Consider the following 22,403-nt stretch of genomic DNA (forward strand, 5'->3'; position numbering starts at 1 on the left):
GCGCAGGGCCGCGCACACCGTACGCTGGCCGCGCGCCAGAATGGTGCCGGTCAGCAGCACCTGCGCGTGTTTCCATACGCGGGCATCGAAATGTACGGCGAACAACGCCAGCAGCGTGTTATAATCGTTTGGCAAGGTAAGCCTCGGTCCAAGAATTCTCTCCAGAACTCTTGATCAGCTTACCTTGTGTCATTTCAACGCGCAACAATGGACAAAGTCCAGCTTAGTAGAAGATAAGGCAGCCCCAAGCCTCATCATTAATTGGACGGGAGTCCCATTTCGCCTAAAATCAGGATCACCTGTCAATTCAGTGAATAGCAGTCAAACCGCATCAATGGACGACTTTATGACTCATCTGCCGCTCTTCGAATCGCCAAAGGCCATTGACGATCATTTCAAGCCCGACGCGCAAGTCATCCTCTATGCGGGCGATGTCGGCGACTTCATGGCGAGCGTGCCCGATCAAACCGTCAACCTGATCATCACATCGCCCCCGTACAATTTGGGCAAGGCCTACGAAGACCGCGTGTCGATCGAAGCCTACCTTGAAACTCAGGCCCAGACCATAGCGCAATTCCGGCGCATTTTGAGCGACACCGGAAGCGTTTGCTGGCAAGTAGGCAACTTTGTCGACAAAGGCGAAGTGTTTCCGCTGGACATCCTGTACTATGGCATCTTCAAGCGGCACGGTTTCCGTTTGCGCAACCGCATTGTCTGGCACTTCGGGCATGGCCTGCATGCATCCAAACGCTTTTCGGGCCGCTACGAGACGCTCCTGTGGTTTAGCAAAAGCGATGACTACGTATTCAATCTCGATGCCGTGCGCGTGCCCTCGAAGTATCCGGGTAAACTCCACTACAAAGGACCCAAGGCCGGCCAGCCATCGGGAAACCCTCTGGGAAAGAATCCGTCGGACGTATGGGAACTGTTGCTCAAGGAATGGGAGGAAGGTCTATGGGACATCCCCAACGTCAAGTCCAATCACCCGGAAAAAACGGACCATCCGTGTCAATACCCCGTCGAACTGGTTGAGCGCTGTGTACTCGCCCTGACCAACGAGGGCGATTGGGTGTTTGACCCGTATGCCGGGGTCGGCAGTTCGCTGATCGGCGCGCTGATGCACGAGCGTCGCGCGATGGGCAGTGAAAAGGAAACAGCCTACGCCGCCGCCGCTCGTGACCGGCTGCGCGCATTCTTTGGCGGCACGCTCAAGGTGCGCGCGATGGGTAAACCTGTACACCAACCAACCGGCAAGGAAAAAGTGTCCCAGGTGCCGGCAGTATGGAAACAGCCCGTGCAAAAGACTTTGCTGGAAAAGAAACGGAGATACCGATGATTGTTGCCGGCATCTATTCTTTCAATGGTGGTGAGCAAGCCGTGAAGTCCCGATTCGCCAAAGAGCTACGGGAAATACGGCAGGCTATCGCGACAGTCGATAGTGCAAGCCACAAGAGCAAGGTCAGCCGGGAAAAACCATGCCGGGCAAGGTGCTTTACAAACCGCGATCACTGAATGACGCATTCCGCGCTGAGTTTGAGGCAAACGACTGGCGAAAACACAAGGTGCCCTGTGAGTACCCAACCGCGTATTACACGCCAGGTTTCAAATCAGATGCTGCATCCAAAGGCGCATTCCGCGAGATGGACTTCATCAAGAATCGCCTCGGCGTCGAAGTTCAATTTGGCAAGTATGCCTTCATGGTGTACAACGTCTGCGCCAAGATGACGATCTTCCACAAAATGGACTTGATCGATGTGGGCGTCGAGATCGTGCCGGTCAAGGCGTTCGCCGACGATATGTCCTCCGGGGTTTCGTACTTCGAGCAGTTCGTCTGGGATCTCGAGCATCGTGGCGTTGCGGATATCGACATCCCGGTGCTGATTCTGGGCATCGCTGCGTAGTCATCCACTTTTCAGGCGCGGGCAGCCGCTCAGCGCCGCCGCAGCAGTTGCGGGACGCGCCGCAGTTCGTCAATGCGCAGCGCGTACGCCGCGCCGAGATAGGCCGCGCCGCCGATGGACAGGCAGCCGAGCGCGGAGAGCCACAGATTCAGGCCGGGCGCCAGCGCGAGGAAGCCGGCCAGGCACGCGCCCATGACGACGGCGGCCAGCGCCATGCGCCACGCCGCGCCGGACAGCGCGCGCCCGTCGAGGCCGCCGAGCCGGGCGCGCAGCAGCCAGGTGATCGCCGCCGCTTCCAGCAGGGTCGCGATGGAGTTCGCCAGCGCCAGCCCCCCGAACGAGAGCGGCCCGATCAGCAGCAGGCTCAGGAGCAGGTTCAGCGCCATCGCTGCCACGCCGATCATCACCGGCGTGCGCGTGTCGTGCAGCGCGTAGAAGCCGCGCGTCACGATCTCCAGCACCGCATGGCCGACCAGCCCCAGCGCATAGAATTGCAGCGCATAGACCGTCAGCGCGGTCGAGTCGGCGCCGAAGCGCCCGCGCTGCAGGAGCACCGCGACGAGCGGTCCGCCCGCAACCATCAGCCCAACGGCGGCGGGCAGCATGAAGAATAGCAGGCCGCGCAGCGACGACGACAGCGTGGCGCGCAGGGCAGTGGTCTCGCCGCGCGCCGACTGCGCCGCCAGCGTCGGGAAGAGCGCGGTGGCCATCGCCTGCGCGATGATGCCCTGCGGCAGCAGCATCAATAGCCACGCGTAGTTGAGTGCGGCCAGCGAGCCGGCCGCGAGTCCCGAAGCCAGGATCGTGTTGACGAGGAAGTTCAACTGCGTGATCGCCAGCCCGACGACGCGCGGCCCCATCAGCCGCGCCACCGCGTGCACGCCCGGATGGCGCAGGTCAACCGCGGACGACCAGTGGAAGTGGGCGCGCATCAATGCCGGCACCTGAATCAGCAAGTGCCCCGCTGCGCCGGCGACGACGCCCAGCGCCAGCCCGGCCACGCCGAGCGACGGACCGAGCAGCAGCGCGCCGCCGGTGATCGCGAGATTGTAGACGACCGGCGCGAGCGCTGGCAGCAGGAAGTGCTGCCGGGCATTGAGCACGCCCATCACGATGCCGCTGACGCCGAAGATCACCGTGGAGACCAGCATCAGCCGCATGAGGCTCACGGTCAGCGCCTGCTGCGCCGGGGTGAAGCCGGGCGCCACGATGACCGAGACGAGCCACGGCGCCGCGAGCGCGATGATCAGCGCGACCGCCGACAACAGGCCCAGCACCAGGTTGATGACCGTCGTCGCCAGGGCTTGCGCGCCCGGCTCATCGTCGCGCGCCAGATAGGCGGCGAACGTCGGGATGAATGCCGAGCCAAGCGCTCCACCGGCGATCAACTGAAACAGGATATCGGGGATGCGAAACGCCGCGAGGTAGGCATCGAGCTCGGCGCTGGTGCCGAATTGCGCGCTGATGACAACTTCGCGCAGGAGGCCGAGCGCGCGGCTGGCGACAAACGCGGCGGAGACGATCGTCGCCGCGCGAAGAAGTGAAGGGCGCTGCATGGGCGCGGGAGCGGCAGGTCAGCGCGCCGCGCGGTTAGCTGGCGCCGGCGTCCGGGTCGTCGCCGCGCCGGGAACGGCGCTCGGCGAGAATGCGCTGATAGTGGTCGCGCAAATCGGTCATCGGGATGCGCTTACCGCTCTCGAAGTATTCGCGCGCAACCTGGCCGATGGCATAGGTGCCGGCGGCGGCAAAACCCGCGGAGATCGCCCAGCCGGGGCCGGGCAGGAACTTGGCGACTTGCCCGCCCAGGTAGCGCACGGCCACGCCGCCCGCCACCGTGGCGATCAACTCGCGCGCCGTCACCGTCGTGAACTCCTCGCCGTACAACGCGGCGATGCGCAGGATCAGCCGGATCTGGTTGCCGAGCAGGATCGGGATATCGATGCCCGGAATCGGTTCGAAGCCGGCGATGACGCTCATCGTTGCGGCGCGGCGGACCATCTTTTCGGCGACCATGCGCCGGTGCTCCGGCAGCGCGCGGCCCAGCGCCACCGCCAGCGACGGCTGCTCATCCACCAGGCGCGGGATCAGCCGCTCGGCGATGCCCAGGCCGGTGCGCGCCGAGATCGGAATCACGTTGCGGCCCAGCCGCCCCTCGGCGATCATGATGACCGTCGTCGCCTCGCGCTGGTCGATCAGGTCCATCTTGTTCAGCGCCAGCACCAGCGGCTGCGCGCGGTTCTTCAACTCGGCAAACAGGTCGAGGTCGGTCTGCCGCACGCCGTTGGTGGCGTCCAGAATCAGCAGGTTGACATCGGCGGCGCGCGTGGCCTCGCGCGCCACGTCGGAACGCGTCGGCTGGGTCGGGTCGCCGAAGCCCGGCGTATCGACCAGCACAAACGGCCCGAACGCCTTCTCGATATTCTGGCGCGTGGTGCCGGGCACCGCCGACACGGTCGACACCGTGCGGCCGATCAGGTAGTTGAGCAGGGTGGATTTGCCGCTGTTGACCGCGCCGACGATCGCCACGCGCGATTGCAGCTCGGAGCGCACCTCATCATTCATAGACTTCAGATTGATGGCGCCGAGCAGCGAACGCAACTCGTTGACGGTACGCGGCAACTTGCCGGGGGAACTCGGTGAAGACATGCTGTGATTATACAGACGGGTGGCGCTTTGGGAAAAACGCGGGGGACGCGTGCAACCGGCGCGTATCACCGGGCACGTGCAAGCTTGTCGTTACCCCGATTTTCCAAGCTTGTCTTGGCTAGATAGGCGCCGGTGACCAAGTTCTGGAGATGCAGCCAGCCGCGCCTACTTCGGACACCCCATTGTTGCCGGGCGTTTGATCGCGCTGGTCAGTTCCGGCCCGCCCCACAGCTTCTGCACACCCGCCTGCACTTTGGCCGGGTCGGGCAACTGCACGGCGGCGCCGCCCGGCGTGGTCCACGGTCGGACGACCCGCTCGTCGATCAGGAAGCCGCGCGCGTTCTTCACGTCGACCTCCGCGCCCAGCCGCGCCAGCGCGACAATGGTCTGCGGCGGGATGTCGGTCTGCACCAGCGCGCTCAGCGTGCCGACCAGTTCCGGCAGGCGTGGCAGCAGATCGGCGCTGAGCAGCTTGCGGCGCACGGCGAGCAGGACCGCTTCCTGCCGGCGCATGCGGTCGAAGTCGCTGGTGGTGTGCCGCAGGCGCGCGAACGTCAGCGCCGCGGCGCCGTCCATTGCGATCGGGCCGGACGGCACCTCGTACGCGATCCGCCCGCTGGCATCTCTCTCGACGACGCGGCACTCGACATCCACCGTGACGCCGCCCATGGCGTTGATCGCTTTCTGGAAGCCGTCGAAGTCGATGCGCGCATAGTAGTGGATCGGGATGCCGAGCTGCGCCTGGAGCGCGCGCTTCAGCAGCACCGGGCCGCCGACCTGGTCGAGCGTGTTGACGCGGTTGGCGTAGTTGGGCAGCACGACCCACATGTCGCGCGGCACGCCAATCACGCCGATGCGCTTCGTCGCCGGGTCGATCGCGACGACGATGATCGTGTCGGTGCGCCAGCCGCCGCTGTTGGGGCGCTTGTCGCTGCCGAGCAGCACAATATTGAGCGTTTTCGGCCAGCCGGACGGCGGCGGCGCAGCGGCCGGCACCGCCAGTGCGGCGGCATCCGGTTTGGGAGGCGCGGCGGTCGGAGCGGGCGCGGCCGGCAAAGCGGCCGCTGACACCGTAGGCGACGCCGCAGTCTCCGGCTTGCTTTCGGTTGGAACGGTATCGGGCAACGGCGCCAGCCAGCGGCTTGCGTTCAGCAGCAGCGCCAGCACGGCCTGGTTGCCCGCATCGTATAGCGCGAGCGGCTCGTCGGGCGGGGCGGCGGCCTCGAAGGCGGCGCCAAGCGCGACGGTATCCACCGGATCGACATCGGGGATATCGATGGCCGGGCCGAGCGCGACACCCAGCAGCACGACGAGCGCAGCCGCCATCAGGCCGTCGAGCGCCAGAAACGCGGCCAGATGCCACCAGGTGATGCCGCGCCGGGCGCGCGGCGGCATTGCGATGCGCATAGGTTGCCGGATGAACATTCGCGCCGCGATCTGCGTCTATATGTTGATGGGCGCGCCGATATGGTATGCCATTTGCGGTACGGCGTCAACCGCGCCCGGCGTGGCGACAAATTATCAGCGGCCATCGATCTTGCTGCCCGCAAATGCGTTGACACTGTTTGGCGCATCTGTTAATATTCGCCTGCGTCTGTTGTGCTGTTGCGCGACCTATCGAGGCTCAATGTGGAGTTCTTACAGCAGTTGAACACCCGTCAGCGGGCAACGCTCCTGGTGCTCGCCGGATTGATCGTGTTGACCCTGCCCTGCTATGCGCTCGGCTTGCTGGCGTGGTACGTCGCGCCGCCGGATTTCACGCCGACCCCGACAGAGACGGCGGTACCCACTGTGACACCAACCTGGACTCCAACCCGCACGCCGACGACCACGCCGACGGCGACGGCCACCCGTACACCGACACCAACTGCAACCGCCACGCTGACGCCGACCGCGACGTTCACCTTAACGCCAACGCCAACCCACACGCCCACGCCGACCCGAACGCCGACGATCACGCGCACGCCGACCGCCACGCCGCCGCCGACCGCGACCGCGACAAGCACGCCTGCGCCGACCGACACGCCGGCGCCGACCGACACGCCGACGCCGGAGCCGCCCGCACCGCCGACCAACACGCCGACACTTGCGCCGCCGACCGCCACCCCCACGACGAAGCCGACGGCCACGCCGCGCCCGACCGTGGCGCCGACTGCTGCACCCACGAGCGGCAACATGCCGGCCACCACGCCGACGCCCGGCGCGACGGCACGGCCATAGGCGAGCGATGTGAGCGAGCCACACGAACCGGGCGCTTCGTCCGCGCTGCGCGATTTCGTCTTCAGTTGGAAGGGGATGACCTTCTTTGCCGTGCTCGCGATGTATGCGCTCGGCGCGTGCGCGCTGCTGATCCGCGCGGCGGCCGGGACGCCGGTACGACCGACCCCGACGCCGGTGGTGATCCAGACGGAGACGCCGGAACCGACGGCCACATCGACCGCGGCAGCGACGGCCGCGCCCGCGGCAACCGTTTCGCCGACCCGCACCGCGACGCCCGCCGTGGCGCCGCCGACGGCGACGCGCACGCGCACGCCAACGCCACGGCCGACGAACACCCCGCTGCCGACGGCGACCGCGACAATCACGGGCACGCCGCAGGCGACCGCCGCCGCGTCGCCGACCAGCGCCGCCAGCGCGTCGCCCACGGTCACCCTGACGCCGACCACGACGGCCAAGCCAACCGCGACCGCCGTGCCGAGCGTTACCGGCGCGCCTTCGGCCACGGCGACGGCCAGCCCGACCGCGACGCGCACCCGCACACCGACGCCGCTGCCGACCGCCACGCCGACGGTGACGTCCACACCCAGACCATGAACACGCTCTACGTCGTCGGCACGCCGATCGGCAATCTGGAGGACATCACGCTGCGCGCGCTGCGCATCCTCAAGTCGGTGCGCCTGATCGCCGCCGAGGACACGCGCAAGACGCGCATCCTGCTCGACCGCTACGAGATTCGCACGCCGCTGACGTCATACTTCGAGCACAACAAGCTGGCGAAGCTCGACCGCGTACTCGACGCGCTCGACGAAGGCGATGTCGCGCTGGTCTCCGATGCGGGCATGCCCGGACTGTCCGATCCCGGTTATGAGCTGGTGCGCGAGGCGCTGGCGCGCAAGGTTCCGGTGGTCGTGGTGCCGGGCGTGTCGGCGGCGGTCAGCGCGCTCGTCGTGTCGGGCCTGCCGACCGACCAGTTTGTGTTCGGTGGCTTCCTGCCGCGCAAGAGCGGGGAACGGCGCGCCGCGCTCGAAACGCTGGCGGGCGAGCGGCGCACGCTCGTCTTCTACGAAGCGCCGCACCGGGTGGTGGAGACGCTGGGCGACGTGCTGGCCGTGCTGGGCGACCGGCCGGTCTGCGCGGCGCGCGAGCTGACCAAGCTGTATGAGGAGATCGTGCGCGGCACGGCGCGCGAGGTGCTGGCGCACTTCACGGCAAACGAGCCGCGCGGCGAGTTCACGCTGGTGGTTGGCGGCGCGCCGGAGAGCAGTGATCGCTGGGACGCCGATGCCGTGCGCGCGCGGCTCGAAGCGCTGATGAACGACGGCCTGCCCGGCGCGGAGGCCGCGCGGCAGGTGGCCCGCGAGTCGGGCTGGCCGCGCCGCGAGGTGTACGCCGAGATGACGGGCCTGCGGCGCGTGGAGTGATGCGACGACGATGACGGATGCGATGAATATTACCTACCCGCTGTTGCTCGAACCGGTGGTCAAGGAGAAGATCTGGGGCGGGCGCATGCTCGAAACGGTTGCCCGCAAGACGCTGCCGCCTGATCTGCCGATCGGCGAGACGTGGGAGGCGTGGCAGGGCTGCCGAATCGCCAACGGGCCGCAGACCGGGCGCACGCTGGGGTCGCTGATCGCCGCCGACGCGCGCGGCATGCTCGGCGCGGGCGGCAGCACGCAGTTGCCATTGCTGTTCAAGTACATCGACGCGTGCGACCACCTCTCGGTGCAGGTACACCCCGACGACGCGCAGGCACGGGCGATGGAGCAGTACCCGTTCGGCAAGACCGAGGCGTGGTACGTGCTGGCCGCCGATCCCGGCGCGACGCTGGTGCACGGCTTCCGCCGCGACGTGGACGAAGCGATGGTGCGCAACGCGCTGGCGCGCGGCACGCTGACCGATTTGCTGGCGTTCGTGCCGGTGCAGGCGGGCGACGTGCTATTTGTGCCGGCGGGTCTGGTGCATGCGATCGGCAAGGGAATCGTGCTGGCCGAGATTCAGCAGAACTCCGACACGACCTACCGCTTCTATGATTGGGACCGGCGCGACAGCGCGGGCCGGCCGCGCGACTTGCACGTCGAGCAGTCGCTGCGCGTTTCCGACCTGAGCGCACTGCCCGCGCACATGGTGCCTGCGCTGACAGTCGAGCGCGACGGACTGTCGCAAGCGTATCTCGTGGCGTGCCGCTACTTCGCGTGGGAGCGCTGGCGCGTGACGCGCGATGCCGTTGCACCGGCCCCGGTCTGCAAGTTTCAGATTGTCACGCTCTTATCGGGCGAGGCGCTACTCCACTACGGCGGCGGTGAGCCGGTGCGCGTGCCGCACGGCCAAACGCTGTTCATCCCGGCGGTGCTGCCGGCGTACCGCATTGCCCCGCAGACTGATGCGTGCGAACTGTTGTGCGCGTACGTGCCCGACCTCGCGGCCGACGTGGTCGCGCCGCTGCGCGCGGCGGGCTATACCGATGCACAGATCGCGCGGCTCGGCGGCCCGATCGCGCGGCAGAACGACCTGCTGCCGGTCATCGACTAACGGGCGGAGTACACCCCCGCCCACGCGACCGCCGAAAGGATGGCCGTCGATGAAGCACAAACGATTACGGTGGAAACGCGGACTCGTGCCGGTCGTGTTCGCGTGCGTGTTGACCCCCGTGTTGATCGCGTTGGCGGCCGCGCCGCCCACCCTGGTCGATCCACTGTCCGACCTCCAACAGGCGTCCGACGCCCCAGTGCGCGTCGCATACCACCCGGCGACCGGCGTCGCGGAGTTCTTCAGCGGCGCGGTGCTTGTGCCGGGCGACAGCGCGGAGGTGCGTGGCCGAGCCTTCCTCACGCGCTACGGCCGCCTGTTCGGCGTCCGCGACCCCGCCGCCGAATTGCACGTGATGCGCGCGGCGAGCGACTCCGCCGGCATGAGCCACGTCACGTATGAGCAGTTCTACGACGGCGTGCCGGTTTTTGGCGCGCGGCTCGTGGTGCATATCGACACCGAGGGGCGTGTGGTTGCTGTCAATGGGCAGTTCCAGCCTGGCATCGACCTCGCCAGCGTGAGGCCCGCCACCGATGCCGCCGCGGTGCGCATGGCGGCCGAGGCTGATCTCGGCGCACGTTCCGTAGCATGGGAAGCCGCACCGCGCCTCGTGATCTGGACGCACAATGCGGGCGACGCGAATGCGCGGCTGACGTGGGAACTGCGCGGGCTGGCCGACGAACCGCTGGGCCGCTGGCACTACTTTGTGGACGCGCAGAGCGGCGCGATCGTGTACCGGCTGGACGAACTGACGACCGCGAAGGATCGCCGTGTCTTCACGACGTTCAACGGCTCAGCCTTGCCCGGCTCCGTGCTGCGCTGCTTCGAGGCGTCGCCGGTCTGCACCGGCAATGATACGGCCGCGCAGGACGCCTTCGACTTCTCCGGCACGATCTACGATTACTACTTCAACAACTTTGGCCGCGACTCGTACGACAACCACGGCGCGCCGTTGACCGCGACCGTACACTACGGCGTCAACGTCCCGCTGGCGTTCTGGAACGGCGATGAAGTCGTCTTTGGCGATGGCAACAACGTCACCTCGACGGTGACGGCGCACGATCTCGACTTGGCGGCGCACGAGTGGTCCCATGCCGTCACGGAGCACACGTCGGATTTGTTTTACGAGGGCGAGTCGGGCGCGCTGAACGAGAGTTACGCCGACGTCTTCGCCGTCTTCATCACCCCGACCAACTGGCTGATCGGCGAAACGTCGTACATCGCCGATCCGGTCTACGGCCTGCGCAGCTTGGCCGACCCGACCAAGGGCGGGCGCTGGGATCCCAACGCGCCCGCGACGAGCGCGGGGCAGCCCGACCGCATGGCCGTGCGCGCCGTGCTGCCCGACCAGTTCGACAACGGCGGCGTACACATCAACAGCGGCATTCCGAACAAGTCGGCGTACCTGCTGGTGAACGGCGGGACGTTCGGGGGCGTGACGGTCGCCGGGCTGGGGTTAACGAAGACGCAGCAGATATACTATCGCGCGCAGGCGTTCTACAACACGCCGTTCACGAGCTTTGCGAACGCGGCGCAGAACAGTTTCCAGGCGTGCCGCGATCTGGTCGGGCAGTTCGGCATCACGAGCAGCGACTGCGAGAGCGTGGTCGCCGCGTGGGCGGCGGTCGGGGTGACGACGATCCGCCGCCTCTATCTGCCGCTCGTCACTGGGGCGGGCGATGCAACGCAGACGCCGCCACCTCCGACGACGAGTATCACCGGCCGCGTGAGCGAGAGCGGGACGGCCACGGCCGGTATCACCGTTACGCTGGCGCAGTGCAACAGTGTGACATGCACGACGCTATTCATCACGACGACCGTTGCCGACGGCGGCTACCGCTTCGCGCCGCCGAGCCTGCCCGCCGGACTATTTTACCAGGTGCAGTACCGGCAGAGCGCGACGTGCAGCCGGTTCGGCGCGTGGGACGGCCCCTGGATCATTCCGTTCGCGGCGGGCGACAGCCGCGCCGGCGGCGACTTCGACATCAGCGCGACGTTGCCAATCACGCCGGCTGGCGGGGTGATCGGCATACCGCAACTGTTCCAGTGGACGGGGCGCACTCTGCCGCCGAGCATGACGGCCGACTTGCCGGAGTTCCAGTTGTACGGCAGTAGCGGCTCGGCGTTGCTGCACACGCAGGTATTGACGCGTGGTGTGACGTCATACGCCCCGCCGGCGGGCGTCGTGCAGGCGTTCCAAACGTATCGCTGGGCGGTGGCGGTGCTGGGGCCGCAGGGGCGCGGGGATGTGGGAAGCGTGGCGTGCCAGCAAGGGTTCACGATTACCAGTCTGAGCGCGGCGGTGGTCGATCGATCGTATTTGCCGCGGATGGTTGGAAACAGGTAGCGCTGTAGACGTGGTGGGTTCCGGGAACGAAAAAGCGGGAAGCCCCGATCTCAGGGCCTCCCGCTTTTTCGTTTTATCGTTTGTGCGTTATACCGCGCTGGCGACGTACTGCAGGATAAGCTGGAAGCAGTCGAGCATCGGCTGCGGGACGCCGGGCGTGCCTTGCACGGTGGCGAAGACGAGCGTCTGCCCGTTGCGGTGCAGGGTCAGTTCCATCGCGAAGCGGTCGCAGCACGGGTCGGCCGGCCAGTAGCGGCCGGGCGCGACGTTGTAAATGCCGGTCGCCTCGAGCTTGCCGAGCAAGGCCGTGTACGCCACCGCGCCGTCGACCGCGTGCAACGTCTTCGGCCCCGTGCGCTGCTCGACGATCACCGTGCCGTCAGCCTTGAGCGTCAGCGTGTCGCTGACGCCGGCGATGCCGCCGGAGCGCCGGAGCACGATATCGGTGGACGCCGACGGCGTGACGACGATTGGCACCACGGTGACGTTAGGCACGGATGGCGGCCGCGGCGTGCCGGTTGGCGCGCTCGCCGGCGCCGTAGCGCTGGCCGGTGTGGCGGACGGTGCGCCGCCGCCGCAGGCCGCCAACAGCCAGGCCGCCGCGATTGACAGAATGATGGTGCGAAACATGGCTCCCTCCGTAAATGCGTTGCGCGTCGAACGGCGCGCCACGTCAAATTGCTGTTCCACCGTATTGACGGCGGTGCCGCCGCGTTTGTTCCAGTTTGTCCGACGGCTATGTCGATTGTATACCGGTTTGGGCGCTTTTGGCGATTCCATGCCGCCATGTTAATATGCGGCCGATGGGATTGCTTTGAGCGTTCGAATCGTCCTGAGCACGGCTGCCGTATTGTGCGTCGCGCTGCTGCTGTCTGTGCTCGCCGCCTGCGACCGGCTCGCGCCGGATTTCGTGCCCGCGCCCGCGGGGACGCCGCCGACCGCCGGCACCCCGGCGGTCTTGCTGCCGCCAACCACCGGCGGCCCGACCCGCGCACCTGCCACCACGCCGATCACCACAACGCGCGCCGCCACCGGCGTGGCGCCGACGCCTCTGCCGGCCGGCACGCCGACGCCGCTGCTCACCCCCTCACAGACGTTTCGCTATATTGTGCAAGCCGACGACACGCTGTCGTCCATCGCCGCGCGGTTCAAGACCAGTGTGGAGATGCTCGTCCTGCTGAACAGCCTGCCCAGCGACCTGATCGCCGTCGGCCAGCAACTCGTCATACCGGGCGCGCCGCCGACCGCCACCAGCACGCCGCGCCCGCCGACCCCGACCAACACGCCCCGGCCAACGCCCCGCACCTACGTGGTGCGCCTCGGCGACACCCTGAGCGCGATCGCCAAGCGTTACGGCACCACCGTCACCGTCATCATGCAGTACAACGGGCTCAAGAGCGAAGTGCTCGTGCCCGGGCAGGTTCTGCGCATACCCTGAAAGATGGTGATGCACAAGTCAAACCGAATCGGACGCGCCGCATATAGTCTGCTGTTCGTGCTGGCGGCGCTCGCGGCCGCCTGCTTCGGGCCGACCGCGACCCCGCCCAACGCCACGCCGACCGCCACGGCCATGCCGACCGAAAGCCCGGCGCACCTGCCGACGGATGCCGCCGTGCTTCTGCGCGCGCAGGCTGCGCCCGCCGCCACCGCCACACCGACCGCCACCGCACGGCCCAGCCCGACGCCGACCGAGCCGTCCGACCGCGAGCCGCGTCACGCGGTGGCGAGCACCGCGACGCCAACGCGCCTGCCGCCGCGGCCGACCGCCACGCGACCGGCCAACGTGCGCGAGTTGCACGTCCCGATCCTGATGTATCACTACCTGTCGACGCCGCCGGAGAATGCCGACGCGATCCGGCTCGACCTCTCGGTGCCGCCCGAGCAGTTCGAGCAGGCGGTCGCCTATTTCGCCGCGCAGGGCTACCAGACGGTGAAACTGCAAGCGTTGTACGATGCCGTCGCCAAAGGCAGCCCGCTGCCGCCGCGCCCCATCGTCTTCACGTTCGATGACGGCTACGCGGACGCATACGTCAACGCGATGCCGATCCTGAAGAAGTACAACTTCACGGGAACGTTCTACGTCATCACCGGTTTCGTGGGACGACCCGGCTACCTGACCTGGGCGCAGATCGGCGAGATGGCCAAAGAGGGCATGGACATCCAGTCGCACAGCGTGACGCACATCCCGCTGAAGGGCAAGAGCGCCGACGTGCTGCGCCGCGAGTTGGGGGATTCGAAGCGCACGCTGGAGCGGATGATCGGCCAGCCGGTCAACTTCATCTGCTACCCGTCGGGGCAGTACGACGAGTTGACCATGGTGATCGCCCAGGAGGTCGGCTATCTCTCGGCGACGACCACGCACGCGGGGGTATGGGAGAACGACGCCCAGCCGTTCGAGTGGCCGCGCATCCGCATCCACGGCCACGACCAGTTGGGCACGATCCTGAAGCGCCTCAAGTTTCCCGAACTGATACCGTAGCGCGGCGCAGCCAGGTAAACGCGTACGGGTGTTCAATTGAACGCCCGTAGATTATTACTCGATCTTGATCTTCGTCACGCGCTGCGGGCCGCCCTTCTCGTTCTCGTCGATCTTCTCGATCGCGCCATCGAGCAGGCTGCGCCAGGCCAGCAGCGCCTCTTTCAACGCTGCTTTCCCGTGCTTGCGCACCGTGTTGAGCGTCTCGCGCGATTCCATTGTCTCGCGCATCTCCGCCTTCAGGCCATCCATGCCGGCCTTGAAGTGATCCTCCCACGACAGCGGGTCGCTCTGCTTGTTCTCTTCGCTCATCGTTGCCTCCTCTATGAGGGCGAACACGCCGGTTCGCCCCTACGATTTCTGCGCCAGCGCAATCAGCGACGTGCCCCACGGCAGGTTGAGCACGCGCAGCAGCGCCGCCTCCACCTGGCCGACGATCGTCAGCACCGCATTGACCGGCGGCGACGCCGGCTCCATCTCCACCTGGTACTCGTCCGCACTCGTGTGATGCGAGCGCAGGTCGGGCGCCTGCTGCGTGCCGCGCCGCATCAGGATCAGCAGCGCCGCCAGCGGGAAGACGAAGAAGTTGTTGTAGGTCACCCGCTGCACCGTGAAGCCCGCCGCCTCCAGCGTGCGCCGCAACGCGCCCGCCGTGTAGCGCCGCTCGTGCGCGTTCAGCTCGTCGTTGCGACTCCACAGGAACATGAACGCCGGCACCGTCACCAGCACGTGCCCCCCCGGCGACAGCACCCGCGCGCACTCCTTCAGCACGGCCACATCGTCTTTGGTGTGCTCGATCACGTCGAGCGCACTCACCAGATCGAACTGCGCGTCGGCGTGCGGGATGCCTGCGCCGGCGTCGGCCAGCTTCACGTCGTAGCCGCGCTGCTGCGCCAGCTTCAACGGCCGCGGGTCGATCTCGACGCCCTTCACCGGTCCGAAGCGCACCAGGTGGTGCATCATGTTACCCGCGCCGCAGCCGACGTCGAGCACGCGTAGGTTGCGGCCGAGCAGCGACGCCGTGACGGCGAAGATCGCGCGCACGCGGCTGGCAAACCACCAGTGGCGGTCTTCCGGCAGTTCCGTAATGGCAGGTGTTGTGGTGGATGCAGTCGTCAATTCACACTCCAACTGTGATTATACCATCGCGGACGCGCAAGGCTTGAACGCAAAATACGCCTACTTCGGCATTCTCTCGAAGTTAGCGACAGCCCGACGGGTGTATTCGGCCGGGAAGGTGTTGTAGATCTGCGCGTGATCCGGGCCGCTCACCTCCCACGTGTCGGCGCCGGGCGCGGCCGCCTTGAGCGCGGCGAAGTGCTGCGGCGTGATGCTTTTGTCACCGTTGCTGTAAATGATCAACAGCGGCCGCGGGGCGATCCGCCCGATCTCGGCGTCGGGCTTCGCGTCGTTCAGGTTGGCGCCGACGACGAAGTTCGACATGAACAGCGCGGACGGAATGAAGGCGTTCGGCAGGCCCGACTCGGCCGTCCAGCGCTGCTCCAGCACCCACGGGAACTCCGCGAACATGCTGTCCACGACGACCGCGCCGAAGCCGGTCTCCCCGGCGGCCGCGCCGATGCTCGACGCGCCGCCCAACGAGAGGCCGAGCACGCCGATATGGCCGGGCGCGAAGCCCTGACTCTGCAGCCAGTCGTACGCGCCGAGCACGTCGCGCCGCTCGACCAGGCCAAAGGTGAAGCGGCCGTCGCCGCTCTGGCCATGCCCGCGCAGATCGATCAGCAGCACGGCGAAACCGGCGCGCTGGAAGTCGGCCGCCAGCTCGACCCAGCGGCCGTCCCACTCCTGCTTGCGATTGTTGTCCTTGCCGTGCACCATGATGATGGCGCGGGTGGCGCCCTGGCGCGGGATGAACGAGCCGGCGACGGCGACGCCATCGCTGCGCGCCGGGAGGCGCACATCGGTGAACGGCACGGCCGGTGTGCGCGGCGGCACGTCGGGCGAGAAGTCGCGGCGCGGCCGCGTCAGCCGGTCGGAAGCGACATAGCCGACCGCGAAGTAGCCGCCCAGCGCCAGTAGCGCGATGGCGGCAGCGACCGCCAACATGACACGGCGGGCGCGGGTGGACGATACGGACGGGTTTGCCTGGCGCACAGTAACCTCCGATTTTGGAGCGCGGCCGCAATCGGCCGGCAGTCATTCGCTATGGTGCTATTCAAGCGCAAAGCGAGCGCCAGCGCAAGCCACAAGAACGCCAAATGCCGCCAATGTTCTGGTAGCAGCGGATATTGGGCTAAACGCGGGGTCGAGTAGACCCGGTATAGCATGCGTTCGGTTCCGGTTACCGGTCGTGACCTGGAGACTGTATGACTATCGATGCCGTAGCGCGCATGGCGGAGATCAATACACAGATGCCCGATCGGATGCACCGACACCGCATGGTGCAGGACGCGATCATGGCAACCTACGGGGGCAATTCTGCTCTTCATGTTGAGCATGTTCGCGATCGCTTTCGCGGTCATCTCGGCGACCGAGTGGGCGTCGGTGGCAGCGCTGGCGCTCCTCCTGTCGGGGGTGGCACGGCTGCTGGCCGGGGTGCTGGTGACGGCGTTCGCACTGCGCGTCACACCGGGCGGTGATGTACGAAGCGCGCTGGGTGCCGGCGCTGAAGCGGTCGCGCGCCCGCTGCGCCGCAGTTGACAGGCATGGCCACACTACATATACTTTGCATATTCAAAATTTGACTAATAGGCGGATGATCCGCATGACGGTCGTACTGGAAGCGGCGAGCGAGTGAAAGCGATGTATCGACTGTGGTCTGTCATATGGCTGGCGCTGGCCGTGTTCCTGCTGCCGGGCTGCGGCGATAGCACGACGCCCGTTACGCCGCACGGTGAACTGACCGTCTTCGCGGCCGCGTCGCTGACCGATGCCTTCAACGAGATCGGCCAGAACTTCAGCGCCGCCAACCCCGGCGCGAATGTGCTGTTCAGCTACGCCGGCTCGAACGCGCTGGCCGCGCAGATCGCGCAGGGCGCGCCCGCCGACCTGTTTGCCAGCGCGAACAAGGCGCAGATGGACGCCGTCGTGAAAACGGGCCGCATCGACGGCGACGGTACCCGCACCTTCGCGCGCAATCGTCTGGTGGCGATTGTCGCCAAAGGCGTGAACAAAGCGGCGCGGCTGCCGGACCTGACGAGCCCGGGGCTCAAGATCGTGCTGGCGGACAAAGCCGTGCCGGTCGGGCAGTACGCGCTCGACTATCTGGACAAGGCGGTCAAAGACCCAGCTTTCGGGGCGGGATACAAGGCTGCCGTGCTGAAGAACGTCGTCTCGTACGAGCAGGATGTCAAAGCGGTGCTGGCGAAGGTCGCGCTCGGCGAGGCCGACGCGGGCATCGTGTACACAACCGACGTGCAGGGCGCCAACGCCGACAAGGTACAGAAAATCGAAATCCCCGATGTGCTTAACACGGTCGCGGAATATCCGATCGGCGTCCTGAAGGATTCCAGGAACGCCGCGCAGGCGAAGAAGTTCTTTGATTACGTGCTGTCGCCCGAGGCACAGCAGGTGCTGTCCAAATACGGCTTCGTGCCGGCGAACAAGTAGCGACCCCGGCAATTTCACAGCCGCCTCGTCACGGCCAACCGCGACTTGTCCGCACCGCCCTTTGTCACCCTGAGCGCGAAGGGTCCTGCATCCTGGGCAGACCGCGCCATTGCGAATCACCCTGAGATGCTTCACGCGCGCGGCGCGGCGAGTACCGCCGTTCTTGCCTTCGCGTTCAGCATGACAAGGGCATTGGGAATGTGAATTCGCGACACACCCAATAAGGCGCACAGAGCCATGCACGCTCTGTGCGCCTCATCGTGTTGTACCCCTCACGAGCGAGTCTACGCCGCGATCGCAACCTTGATGGCCCGCGCCAGCGCGCGGGCGCGCTGCGGCGCATCGCCGACGTAGCCGGAGGCGTCGAGCAGGGCGCGCGCTTCGTCCGCGCCCACGTGCGCCAGGACGCGCGGGTCGGCGCACAGCCGGTCGGCCAACGGGTTCGCGCGCCCCTGCGCCACTTCGGCCCAGGCCGCCATCGCATGATTGCGGATCAACTCGTGCATCGCCTGCCGGTCGGCGCCGTGCCGCGCCAGCGCCATCAGCAGGCGCTCGGTCGCTGCGAACACGCCGTAGGTGTCCAGGTTGCGCGCCACCGCCGCCTCGTGGACCCGCAGGCCGTCGAGGATACGCTGCGCCGTCATCAGCAGTTCGTCGGCGGCCAGGAACGCGTCAGGCAGGATCAGCCGGCGGTTGGCCGAGTCGTCCAGCGTGCGCTCCAGCAGGGTGTGCGCGGCGTCGTCCCAGGCTACGCGCGGCAGCGCCGCCAGGTAGCGCGCCAGCGAGTCGATCTTCTCCGCGTTGATCGGGTTGCGTTTGAACGGCATTGCCGACGAGCCGACCTGCCGCTCGCGAAACGGCTCCGACCACTCGCCGAGCGGCGGCGATTGCAGCAGGCGCAGGTCAAACGCGAACTTATAGAGCGTCTGCGCCAGCCCGGCCAGTGCGTTCAGCACCAGCCAGTCCTGCTTACGCGCATACACTTGTGTCGCGACCGGGAAGGCGTCCAGGCCCAGGCGCGCCATTAATTGCGGCTCAAACTCGGCGACGCGCGCGCCCAGCAACTCGCCATACGAGGCGCTGGTGCCGACTGCACCCTTAAAGCCCTTGCCCTTCAGGCCCGCGCGCACGCGCGTCAACTCGCTATAGTCGATCAGCGCATCCTGCGCATACTGCGCCAGGCGATAGCCGACCGTCGTTGGCTCGGCGGGCTGGAGGTGCGTGAACGCCATCGCGGGCAGATCGGCGTAGCGCTCGACCTGACGCGCGAACACGACCAGCAGCGCGCGGCACTTGTCGATGATGATGTCGAGCGAGTCGCGCACGCGCAGCGCGTCGGCGTTGTCTTCGACGTCCATCGACGTTGCGCCGAGGTGGATGATGCCGCCTCCGACCGGGCACTGCTCGGCATAGGCGCGCACCTCGGCCATCAGATCGTGGTGGATTTCGCTCTCGATCGCCAGCGCGCGCTGGATGTCGATCGCGTCCTGGTGCGCGCGCAGGTCGGCAACCTGTTCGGCCGCCACGAGTCCGAGCTCATGCTGCGTCTCGGCCAGCGCGACCCAGATGCGCCGCCAGAGCTTGCGCTTGTGCACCTCGCTCCAGACGGCGCGCAGCGGCGCGGAGCCGTAGCGCCAGGAAAAGGCGGACTGGTAGGTGGCGTAGTCGGTGCTCATGGTCATCCATCACGACAAGACCTCACAGGTCTTGAACTGTGAGGTCTGCCAAAGCTAGCGCTCGTTGAAGTTCTTCAGCGGCTGGTTCCAGTCGGTCGGGCCGGGCTTCTTGATCGACAGGTGGCAGGCATCGGCGTGCGCCACCGCGCCATGCCAGTGCCACTCGCCCTTGGGCACGATCGCCGTCTGGCCGGTCGCGATTTCGATGCGCGCGTGCTCGGTCGCCACTACGCAGCGCCCGTCGACCACCACCAGCAACTGGTCGACCGAGTGCAGGTGCGGCATCGTGCGCGCGCCGTCGTGGAAGAAGACGGCCAGCACCTCCAGGTCGTCGGTCGCGGTCTGCGGGATGAGCGTCTGCACCAGCACGTGCCCCTCGAACCATTCGGGATGGGGCGGCTTCTGCGCCTCGGCGCGGTTGGGAATCATACCCTTCATCGTAACCTCCGTGGGGTGTCGGCGATTGTCATAGAGGCGGCCTCTGACACCCGCCGTGTGCATGGCAAGAGCGCCGGGCGGGCGACCTGTCGCACTCGTTGGGGGCGTCAGTGACCTGCCTCTGCGCGCTGCTTCCGACAGTTTGCTGGTGTACCGGTCATCAGCGTGCATTGCAGCCGCGACCGGCATTAACGATGCCGGCCATAGCCGGCGCGCTGCTGAGGATAAGTTGCAAGCCCGCGCTTACCCGATGATGATCTGGTCGCGCTCCGGACCGACGGAGATGAGGCTGGCCGGCACGCCGGTGAACTCTTCGATCCGCGCGATGTACGCGCGCGCCGCGGCCGGCAGGTCGCTGCGCTTGCGCGCGCCGCTCACATCGGCGGCCCAGCCGGGCGCCGACTCGTAGACCGGCTCAACCTGCTGCAGCACCGCTGCGTCGGCGGGGAAATCGGCCAGCAACTCGCCCTTGTAGCGGTAGCCGGTGCAGAGCTTGAGCGCGCCAAAGCCGCTCAGCACGTCCATCTTCGTGATGACCAGCTCGGTCACACCGTTGTTGCGCGTGGCGTACTTGAGCGCCACCAGGTCGAGCCAGCCGGTGCGGCGCGGGCGGCCGGTCGTGCTGCCGTACTCGTCCCACGGGTTGGCGCCGGTGCCGCGCAGGTGTGCGCCGGTCGCGTCGAACAGCTCGGTTGGGAACGGGCCGGCGCCGACGCGCGTGTTGAACGCCTTGAGCACGCCGACAATGCGCGTGATCGGCTGCGGGCCGATGCCGAGCCCGGACAGCGCGCCGGCCACGCCGGTGTTCGAACTGGTCACGTACGGGTAGGTGCCCATGTCGATATCGAGCAGGACGCCCTGCGCGCCCTCGGCGACGATATGGCCGCCGCGCGCCAGCACCGCATGCACGATCGGCGAGGTATCGCCGATGTACGACGCCAGGCGCTTGGCATAGGCGTAGTACTCGGCACTCAACGCATCGGCGTTGAGCGCCGGTGCGCGGTACTCGTGCGCCAGTTGCTGGTTGGCGTGCGTGACCTGCTTGTGCAGCGCGTCGGCGAAGTGCTCCGGCTCGCGCAGGTCGGCCGCGCGCAGGTTGGTGCGCAGCATCTTCGCCGAGTAGGCCACACCGATCCCGCGCTGGGTCGTGCCGATGGCATCGCCGCCGCGGAACTTTTCCAGCGCGGCGTCGAGCGCGACGTGCGTCGGCAGGACGAGGTGCGCGTTGTGGCTGATCGTCAGCCGGGCCGGCGAGACGTCGTAGCCCGCCGTCTGAATCTCGTCCATCTCGCGCAGCAGGTTCTTCGGATTGATGACCATGCCGGCGGCCAGCAGGCACGCGACGTCTTTGTAGAAGATGCCCGAGGGCACCAGATGCAGCCGGATGACGCGGCTGCCGATGGTAATGCTGTGTCCGGCGTTGTCACCGCCGTTATAGCGGGCCACCACCTGCGCGTCGCGCGCCAGCCAATCGACGACGCGGCCTTTGCCTTCATCGCCCCACTGGGCGCCAATCAGAACCGTAACGGGCATGCTCTCACCTCACGCCGCAAGTGTAATCGAAAGCGGCGCGGGAAGCAAGCGGGGTGAGCATCACAGCATCACATGCGTATGACCTAATGACAGGGTGACGAGAGTACAAGATGATAGGATGACAGGATGACAAGATGACAAGATGACGGATAACCCGACGGCAGTCGGTCAGCGTGCCAGCCTTTCATCTTATCACCCTGTCATTGTGTCATCTCGTCATCGCTTCATCACATCGCGTGCTAGAGCGATTTCCTAATCAGTTGATAGTACCAGCACGCTGCAACGTCACTCCGGCGGAAGCCGGAGTCCAGAATCATGGACTGGATGCCGGCTTTCGCCGGCATGACGGGTTGCACGTGGCGGTGCGCTCCGGCTATCCAATCGGAACCTGCTCTAGGAAATGTTGTACTCGACCAGCTCGCCGGAGACCATATACACCACGCGCTCGCAGATGTTGGTCGCCCGGTCGCCGACGCGCTCCAAATTGTGCGCCACCCAGAGCAGCCACGTCGCGCGCGTGATCGTGTGCGGGTCGTTGAACATGAAGACCAGCAGTTCCCGGTAGACCTGCTCGTAGAGCGCATCCACGGCGTCGTCGTCGCGCGCCACGCGCTTGGCCTGCTCCACATCGCCGCGCACGAACGCGTCGAGCGCGGCGTGCGTCATCTCAATCGTCTTCTCGGCCATGCGCGGGATGTCGACCAGCGGTTTGAGCAGGGGCTCGGCGCCCATCATCACATTGATCTTGGCGATGCCCTGCGCGTGATCGGCCATGCGCTCCAGTTCGTTGGCGATGATCAGCGCGGCCGTGATGCGCCGCAGATCGCGCGCCATCGGCTGCTGCTGGGCGATGACGGCGACGCACTGGTCCTCGATCGCGAAGCGCGTGCGGTTGATCTCCGCGTCGTCCGCGATGACCTGCTTGGCCATCGCCACGTCGCGCGTACGCAGCGCCTCCACCGAGCGCTCGACCGCTTTCTCGGTCATGCTGCCCATCAGCAGGATGTCGTCCTGCAGGTGCTTCAACTCCTGGTCGAATGTCCGCCGCATGCTCATTGAAATCTCCCCGT

The 22,403-nt window shown here is 66.8% G+C and carries 20 protein-coding genes and 1 pseudogene; 9 read left to right on the forward strand and 12 right to left on the reverse strand.

The features are described 5' to 3' along the window. Positions 1 to 346: 346 nt before the first annotated feature. Positions 347 to 1,336, forward strand: a complete 990-nt coding sequence (locus HZB53_03815) for a site-specific DNA-methyltransferase (GenBank protein MBI5876755.1) — start codon at positions 347 to 349, stop codon at positions 1,334 to 1,336. Then, positions 1,333 to 1,901, forward strand: a pseudogene (locus tag HZB53_03820) (restriction endonuclease). The gene HZB53_03815 and the pseudogene HZB53_03820 overlap by 4 nt, the downstream one beginning before the upstream one ends. Positions 1,902 to 1,930: 29 nt before the next feature. Here the strand turns inward: HZB53_03820 and murJ are convergent. The 4 genes from murJ to HZB53_03840 all read right to left on the reverse strand — a co-directional run bounded on the left by murJ (position 1,931) and on the right by HZB53_03840 (position 7,348). Continuing rightward, positions 1,931 to 3,457, reverse strand: a complete 1,527-nt coding sequence (gene murJ, locus HZB53_03825) for a murein biosynthesis integral membrane protein MurJ (GenBank protein MBI5876756.1) — start codon at positions 3,455 to 3,457, stop codon at positions 1,931 to 1,933. A gap of 34 nt (positions 3,458 to 3,491) precedes the next feature. After that, positions 3,492 to 4,547, reverse strand: a complete 1,056-nt coding sequence (locus HZB53_03830) for a GTP-binding protein (GenBank protein ID MBI5876757.1) — start codon at positions 4,545 to 4,547, stop codon at positions 3,492 to 3,494. A 165-nt stretch (positions 4,548 to 4,712) separates the two neighbouring features. Beyond that, positions 4,713 to 5,954: an LCP family protein gene (locus tag HZB53_03835; GenBank protein MBI5876758.1), complete on the reverse strand. Its 1,242-nt coding sequence runs from the start codon at positions 5,952 to 5,954 to the stop codon at positions 4,713 to 4,715. A 305-nt stretch (positions 5,955 to 6,259) separates the two neighbouring features. Then, the gene (locus tag HZB53_03840; GenBank protein ID MBI5876759.1) at positions 6,260 to 7,348 is read right to left on the reverse strand and encodes a hypothetical protein; all 1,089 of its coding nucleotides are present in this window, start codon (positions 7,346 to 7,348) and stop codon (positions 6,260 to 6,262) included. Between the two features lie 9 nt (positions 7,349 to 7,357). Here HZB53_03840 and rsmI point away from each other — a divergent pair, with 9 nt between their 5' ends. From rsmI to HZB53_03855, 3 genes are read left to right on the forward strand one after another with little or no spacing between them, the layout of a single operon-like run. After that, the gene (gene rsmI, locus HZB53_03845) at positions 7,358 to 8,188 is read left to right on the forward strand and encodes a 16S rRNA (cytidine(1402)-2'-O)-methyltransferase (protein MBI5876760.1); all 831 of its coding nucleotides are present in this window, start codon (positions 7,358 to 7,360) and stop codon (positions 8,186 to 8,188) included. A gap of 22 nt (positions 8,189 to 8,210) precedes the next feature. Next, positions 8,211 to 9,296, forward strand: a complete 1,086-nt coding sequence (locus HZB53_03850; protein ID MBI5876761.1) for a class I mannose-6-phosphate isomerase — start codon at positions 8,211 to 8,213, stop codon at positions 9,294 to 9,296. 49 nt (positions 9,297 to 9,345) lie between these two features. Further along, the gene (locus HZB53_03855) at positions 9,346 to 11,640 is read left to right on the forward strand and encodes a peptidase M4 family protein (GenBank protein ID MBI5876762.1); all 2,295 of its coding nucleotides are present in this window, start codon (positions 9,346 to 9,348) and stop codon (positions 11,638 to 11,640) included. A gap of 87 nt (positions 11,641 to 11,727) precedes the next feature. Here HZB53_03855 and HZB53_03860 read toward each other — a convergent pair whose 3' ends face one another. Beyond that, a complete protein-coding gene (locus HZB53_03860; GenBank protein MBI5876763.1) occupies positions 11,728 to 12,270 on the reverse strand; it encodes a hypothetical protein in 543 nt (180 codons plus the stop codon). A gap of 184 nt (positions 12,271 to 12,454) precedes the next feature. On the opposite strand from HZB53_03860, the gene HZB53_03865 reads away from it, so the two are divergent. After that, positions 12,455 to 13,078, forward strand: a complete 624-nt coding sequence (locus HZB53_03865; GenBank protein ID MBI5876764.1) for a LysM peptidoglycan-binding domain-containing protein — start codon at positions 12,455 to 12,457, stop codon at positions 13,076 to 13,078. Positions 13,079 to 13,423: 345 nt separating this feature from the next. Then, on the forward strand, positions 13,424 to 14,119 hold the full coding sequence (locus tag HZB53_03870; GenBank protein ID MBI5876765.1) for a polysaccharide deacetylase family protein: 696 nt from the start codon (positions 13,424 to 13,426) through the stop codon (positions 14,117 to 14,119). Between the two features lie 54 nt (positions 14,120 to 14,173). Here HZB53_03870 and HZB53_03875 read toward each other — a convergent pair whose 3' ends face one another. The 3 genes from HZB53_03875 to HZB53_03885 are packed head-to-tail and all read right to left on the reverse strand — an operon-like array spanning position 14,174 to position 16,231. Next, positions 14,174 to 14,428 carry a hypothetical protein gene (locus tag HZB53_03875; GenBank protein MBI5876766.1) on the reverse strand — a complete coding sequence of 85 codons (255 nt, stop codon included), beginning with the start codon at positions 14,426 to 14,428 and terminating at the stop codon, positions 14,174 to 14,176. A 39-nt stretch (positions 14,429 to 14,467) separates the two neighbouring features. Continuing rightward, entirely contained in the window at positions 14,468 to 15,235 is a 768-nt protein-coding gene (locus HZB53_03880; protein ID MBI5876767.1) for a class I SAM-dependent methyltransferase, read from the reverse strand. 60 nt (positions 15,236 to 15,295) lie between these two features. After that, entirely contained in the window at positions 15,296 to 16,231 is a 936-nt protein-coding gene (locus HZB53_03885; GenBank protein MBI5876768.1) for an alpha/beta hydrolase, read from the reverse strand. A 342-nt stretch (positions 16,232 to 16,573) separates the two neighbouring features. On the opposite strand from HZB53_03885, the gene HZB53_03890 reads away from it, so the two are divergent. Both HZB53_03890 and modA read left to right on the forward strand, forming a co-directional pair. Beyond that, positions 16,574 to 16,777 carry a hypothetical protein gene (locus tag HZB53_03890; protein MBI5876769.1) on the forward strand — a complete coding sequence of 68 codons (204 nt, stop codon included), beginning with the start codon at positions 16,574 to 16,576 and terminating at the stop codon, positions 16,775 to 16,777. Between the two features lie 102 nt (positions 16,778 to 16,879). Beyond that, positions 16,880 to 17,686, forward strand: coding sequence for a molybdate ABC transporter substrate-binding protein (gene modA, locus HZB53_03895; GenBank protein ID MBI5876770.1), 807 nt, complete (start codon positions 16,880 to 16,882; stop codon positions 17,684 to 17,686). Positions 17,687 to 17,970: 284 nt separating this feature from the next. On the opposite strand, the gene purB is transcribed toward modA, so the two are convergent. The 4 genes from purB to phoU all read right to left on the reverse strand — a co-directional run bounded on the left by purB (position 17,971) and on the right by phoU (position 22,383). Further along, positions 17,971 to 19,368 (reverse strand): adenylosuccinate lyase, encoded by a 1,398-nt coding sequence (purB, locus tag HZB53_03900; protein MBI5876771.1) that lies wholly within the window; start codon positions 19,366 to 19,368, stop codon positions 17,971 to 17,973. Between the two features lie 48 nt (positions 19,369 to 19,416). After that, entirely contained in the window at positions 19,417 to 19,800 is a 384-nt protein-coding gene (locus HZB53_03905; protein MBI5876772.1) for a cupin domain-containing protein, read from the reverse strand. A gap of 243 nt (positions 19,801 to 20,043) precedes the next feature. Continuing rightward, on the reverse strand, positions 20,044 to 21,333 hold the full coding sequence (locus HZB53_03910; GenBank protein ID MBI5876773.1) for an adenylosuccinate synthase: 1,290 nt from the start codon (positions 21,331 to 21,333) through the stop codon (positions 20,044 to 20,046). A gap of 393 nt (positions 21,334 to 21,726) precedes the next feature. Next, entirely contained in the window at positions 21,727 to 22,383 is a 657-nt protein-coding gene (phoU, locus tag HZB53_03915; GenBank protein ID MBI5876774.1) for a phosphate signaling complex protein PhoU, read from the reverse strand. Positions 22,384 to 22,403 lie beyond the last annotated feature (20 nt).

The organism is Chloroflexota bacterium (assembly GCA_016235055.1).
In the GTDB taxonomy this organism is placed as follows: Bacteria; Chloroflexota; Anaerolineae; order JACRMK01; family JACRMK01; genus JACRMK01.

Bases quoted from the DNA above. Each gene is read 5' to 3' on its own strand.
- HZB53_03815 (MBI5876755.1), top strand. From the start codon at position 347: ATGACTCATCTGCCGCTCTTCGAATCGCCAAAGGCCATTGACGATCAT.
- murJ (MBI5876756.1), bottom strand. From the start codon at position 3,457: ATGCAGCGCCCTTCACTTCTTCGCGCGGCGACGATCGTCTCCGCCGCG.
- HZB53_03830 (MBI5876757.1), bottom strand. From the start codon at position 4,547: ATGTCTTCACCGAGTTCCCCCGGCAAGTTGCCGCGTACCGTCAACGAG.
- HZB53_03835 (MBI5876758.1), bottom strand. From the start codon at position 5,954: ATGCGCATCGCAATGCCGCCGCGCGCCCGGCGCGGCATCACCTGGTGG.
- rsmI (MBI5876760.1), top strand. From the start codon at position 7,358: ATGAACACGCTCTACGTCGTCGGCACGCCGATCGGCAATCTGGAGGAC.
- HZB53_03850 (MBI5876761.1), top strand. From the start codon at position 8,211: ATGAATATTACCTACCCGCTGTTGCTCGAACCGGTGGTCAAGGAGAAG.
- HZB53_03855 (MBI5876762.1), top strand. From the start codon at position 9,346: ATGAAGCACAAACGATTACGGTGGAAACGCGGACTCGTGCCGGTCGTG.
- HZB53_03860 (MBI5876763.1), bottom strand. From the start codon at position 12,270: ATGTTTCGCACCATCATTCTGTCAATCGCGGCGGCCTGGCTGTTGGCG.
- HZB53_03875 (MBI5876766.1), bottom strand. From the start codon at position 14,428: ATGAGCGAAGAGAACAAGCAGAGCGACCCGCTGTCGTGGGAGGATCAC.
- HZB53_03890 (MBI5876769.1), top strand. From the start codon at position 16,574: ATGTTCGCGATCGCTTTCGCGGTCATCTCGGCGACCGAGTGGGCGTCG.
- modA (MBI5876770.1), top strand. From the start codon at position 16,880: ATGTATCGACTGTGGTCTGTCATATGGCTGGCGCTGGCCGTGTTCCTG.
- purB (MBI5876771.1), bottom strand. From the start codon at position 19,368: ATGACCATGAGCACCGACTACGCCACCTACCAGTCCGCCTTTTCCTGG.
- HZB53_03905 (MBI5876772.1), bottom strand. From the start codon at position 19,800: ATGAAGGGTATGATTCCCAACCGCGCCGAGGCGCAGAAGCCGCCCCAT.
- HZB53_03910 (MBI5876773.1), bottom strand. From the start codon at position 21,333: ATGCCCGTTACGGTTCTGATTGGCGCCCAGTGGGGCGATGAAGGCAAA.
- phoU (MBI5876774.1), bottom strand. From the start codon at position 22,383: ATGCGGCGGACATTCGACCAGGAGTTGAAGCACCTGCAGGACGACATC.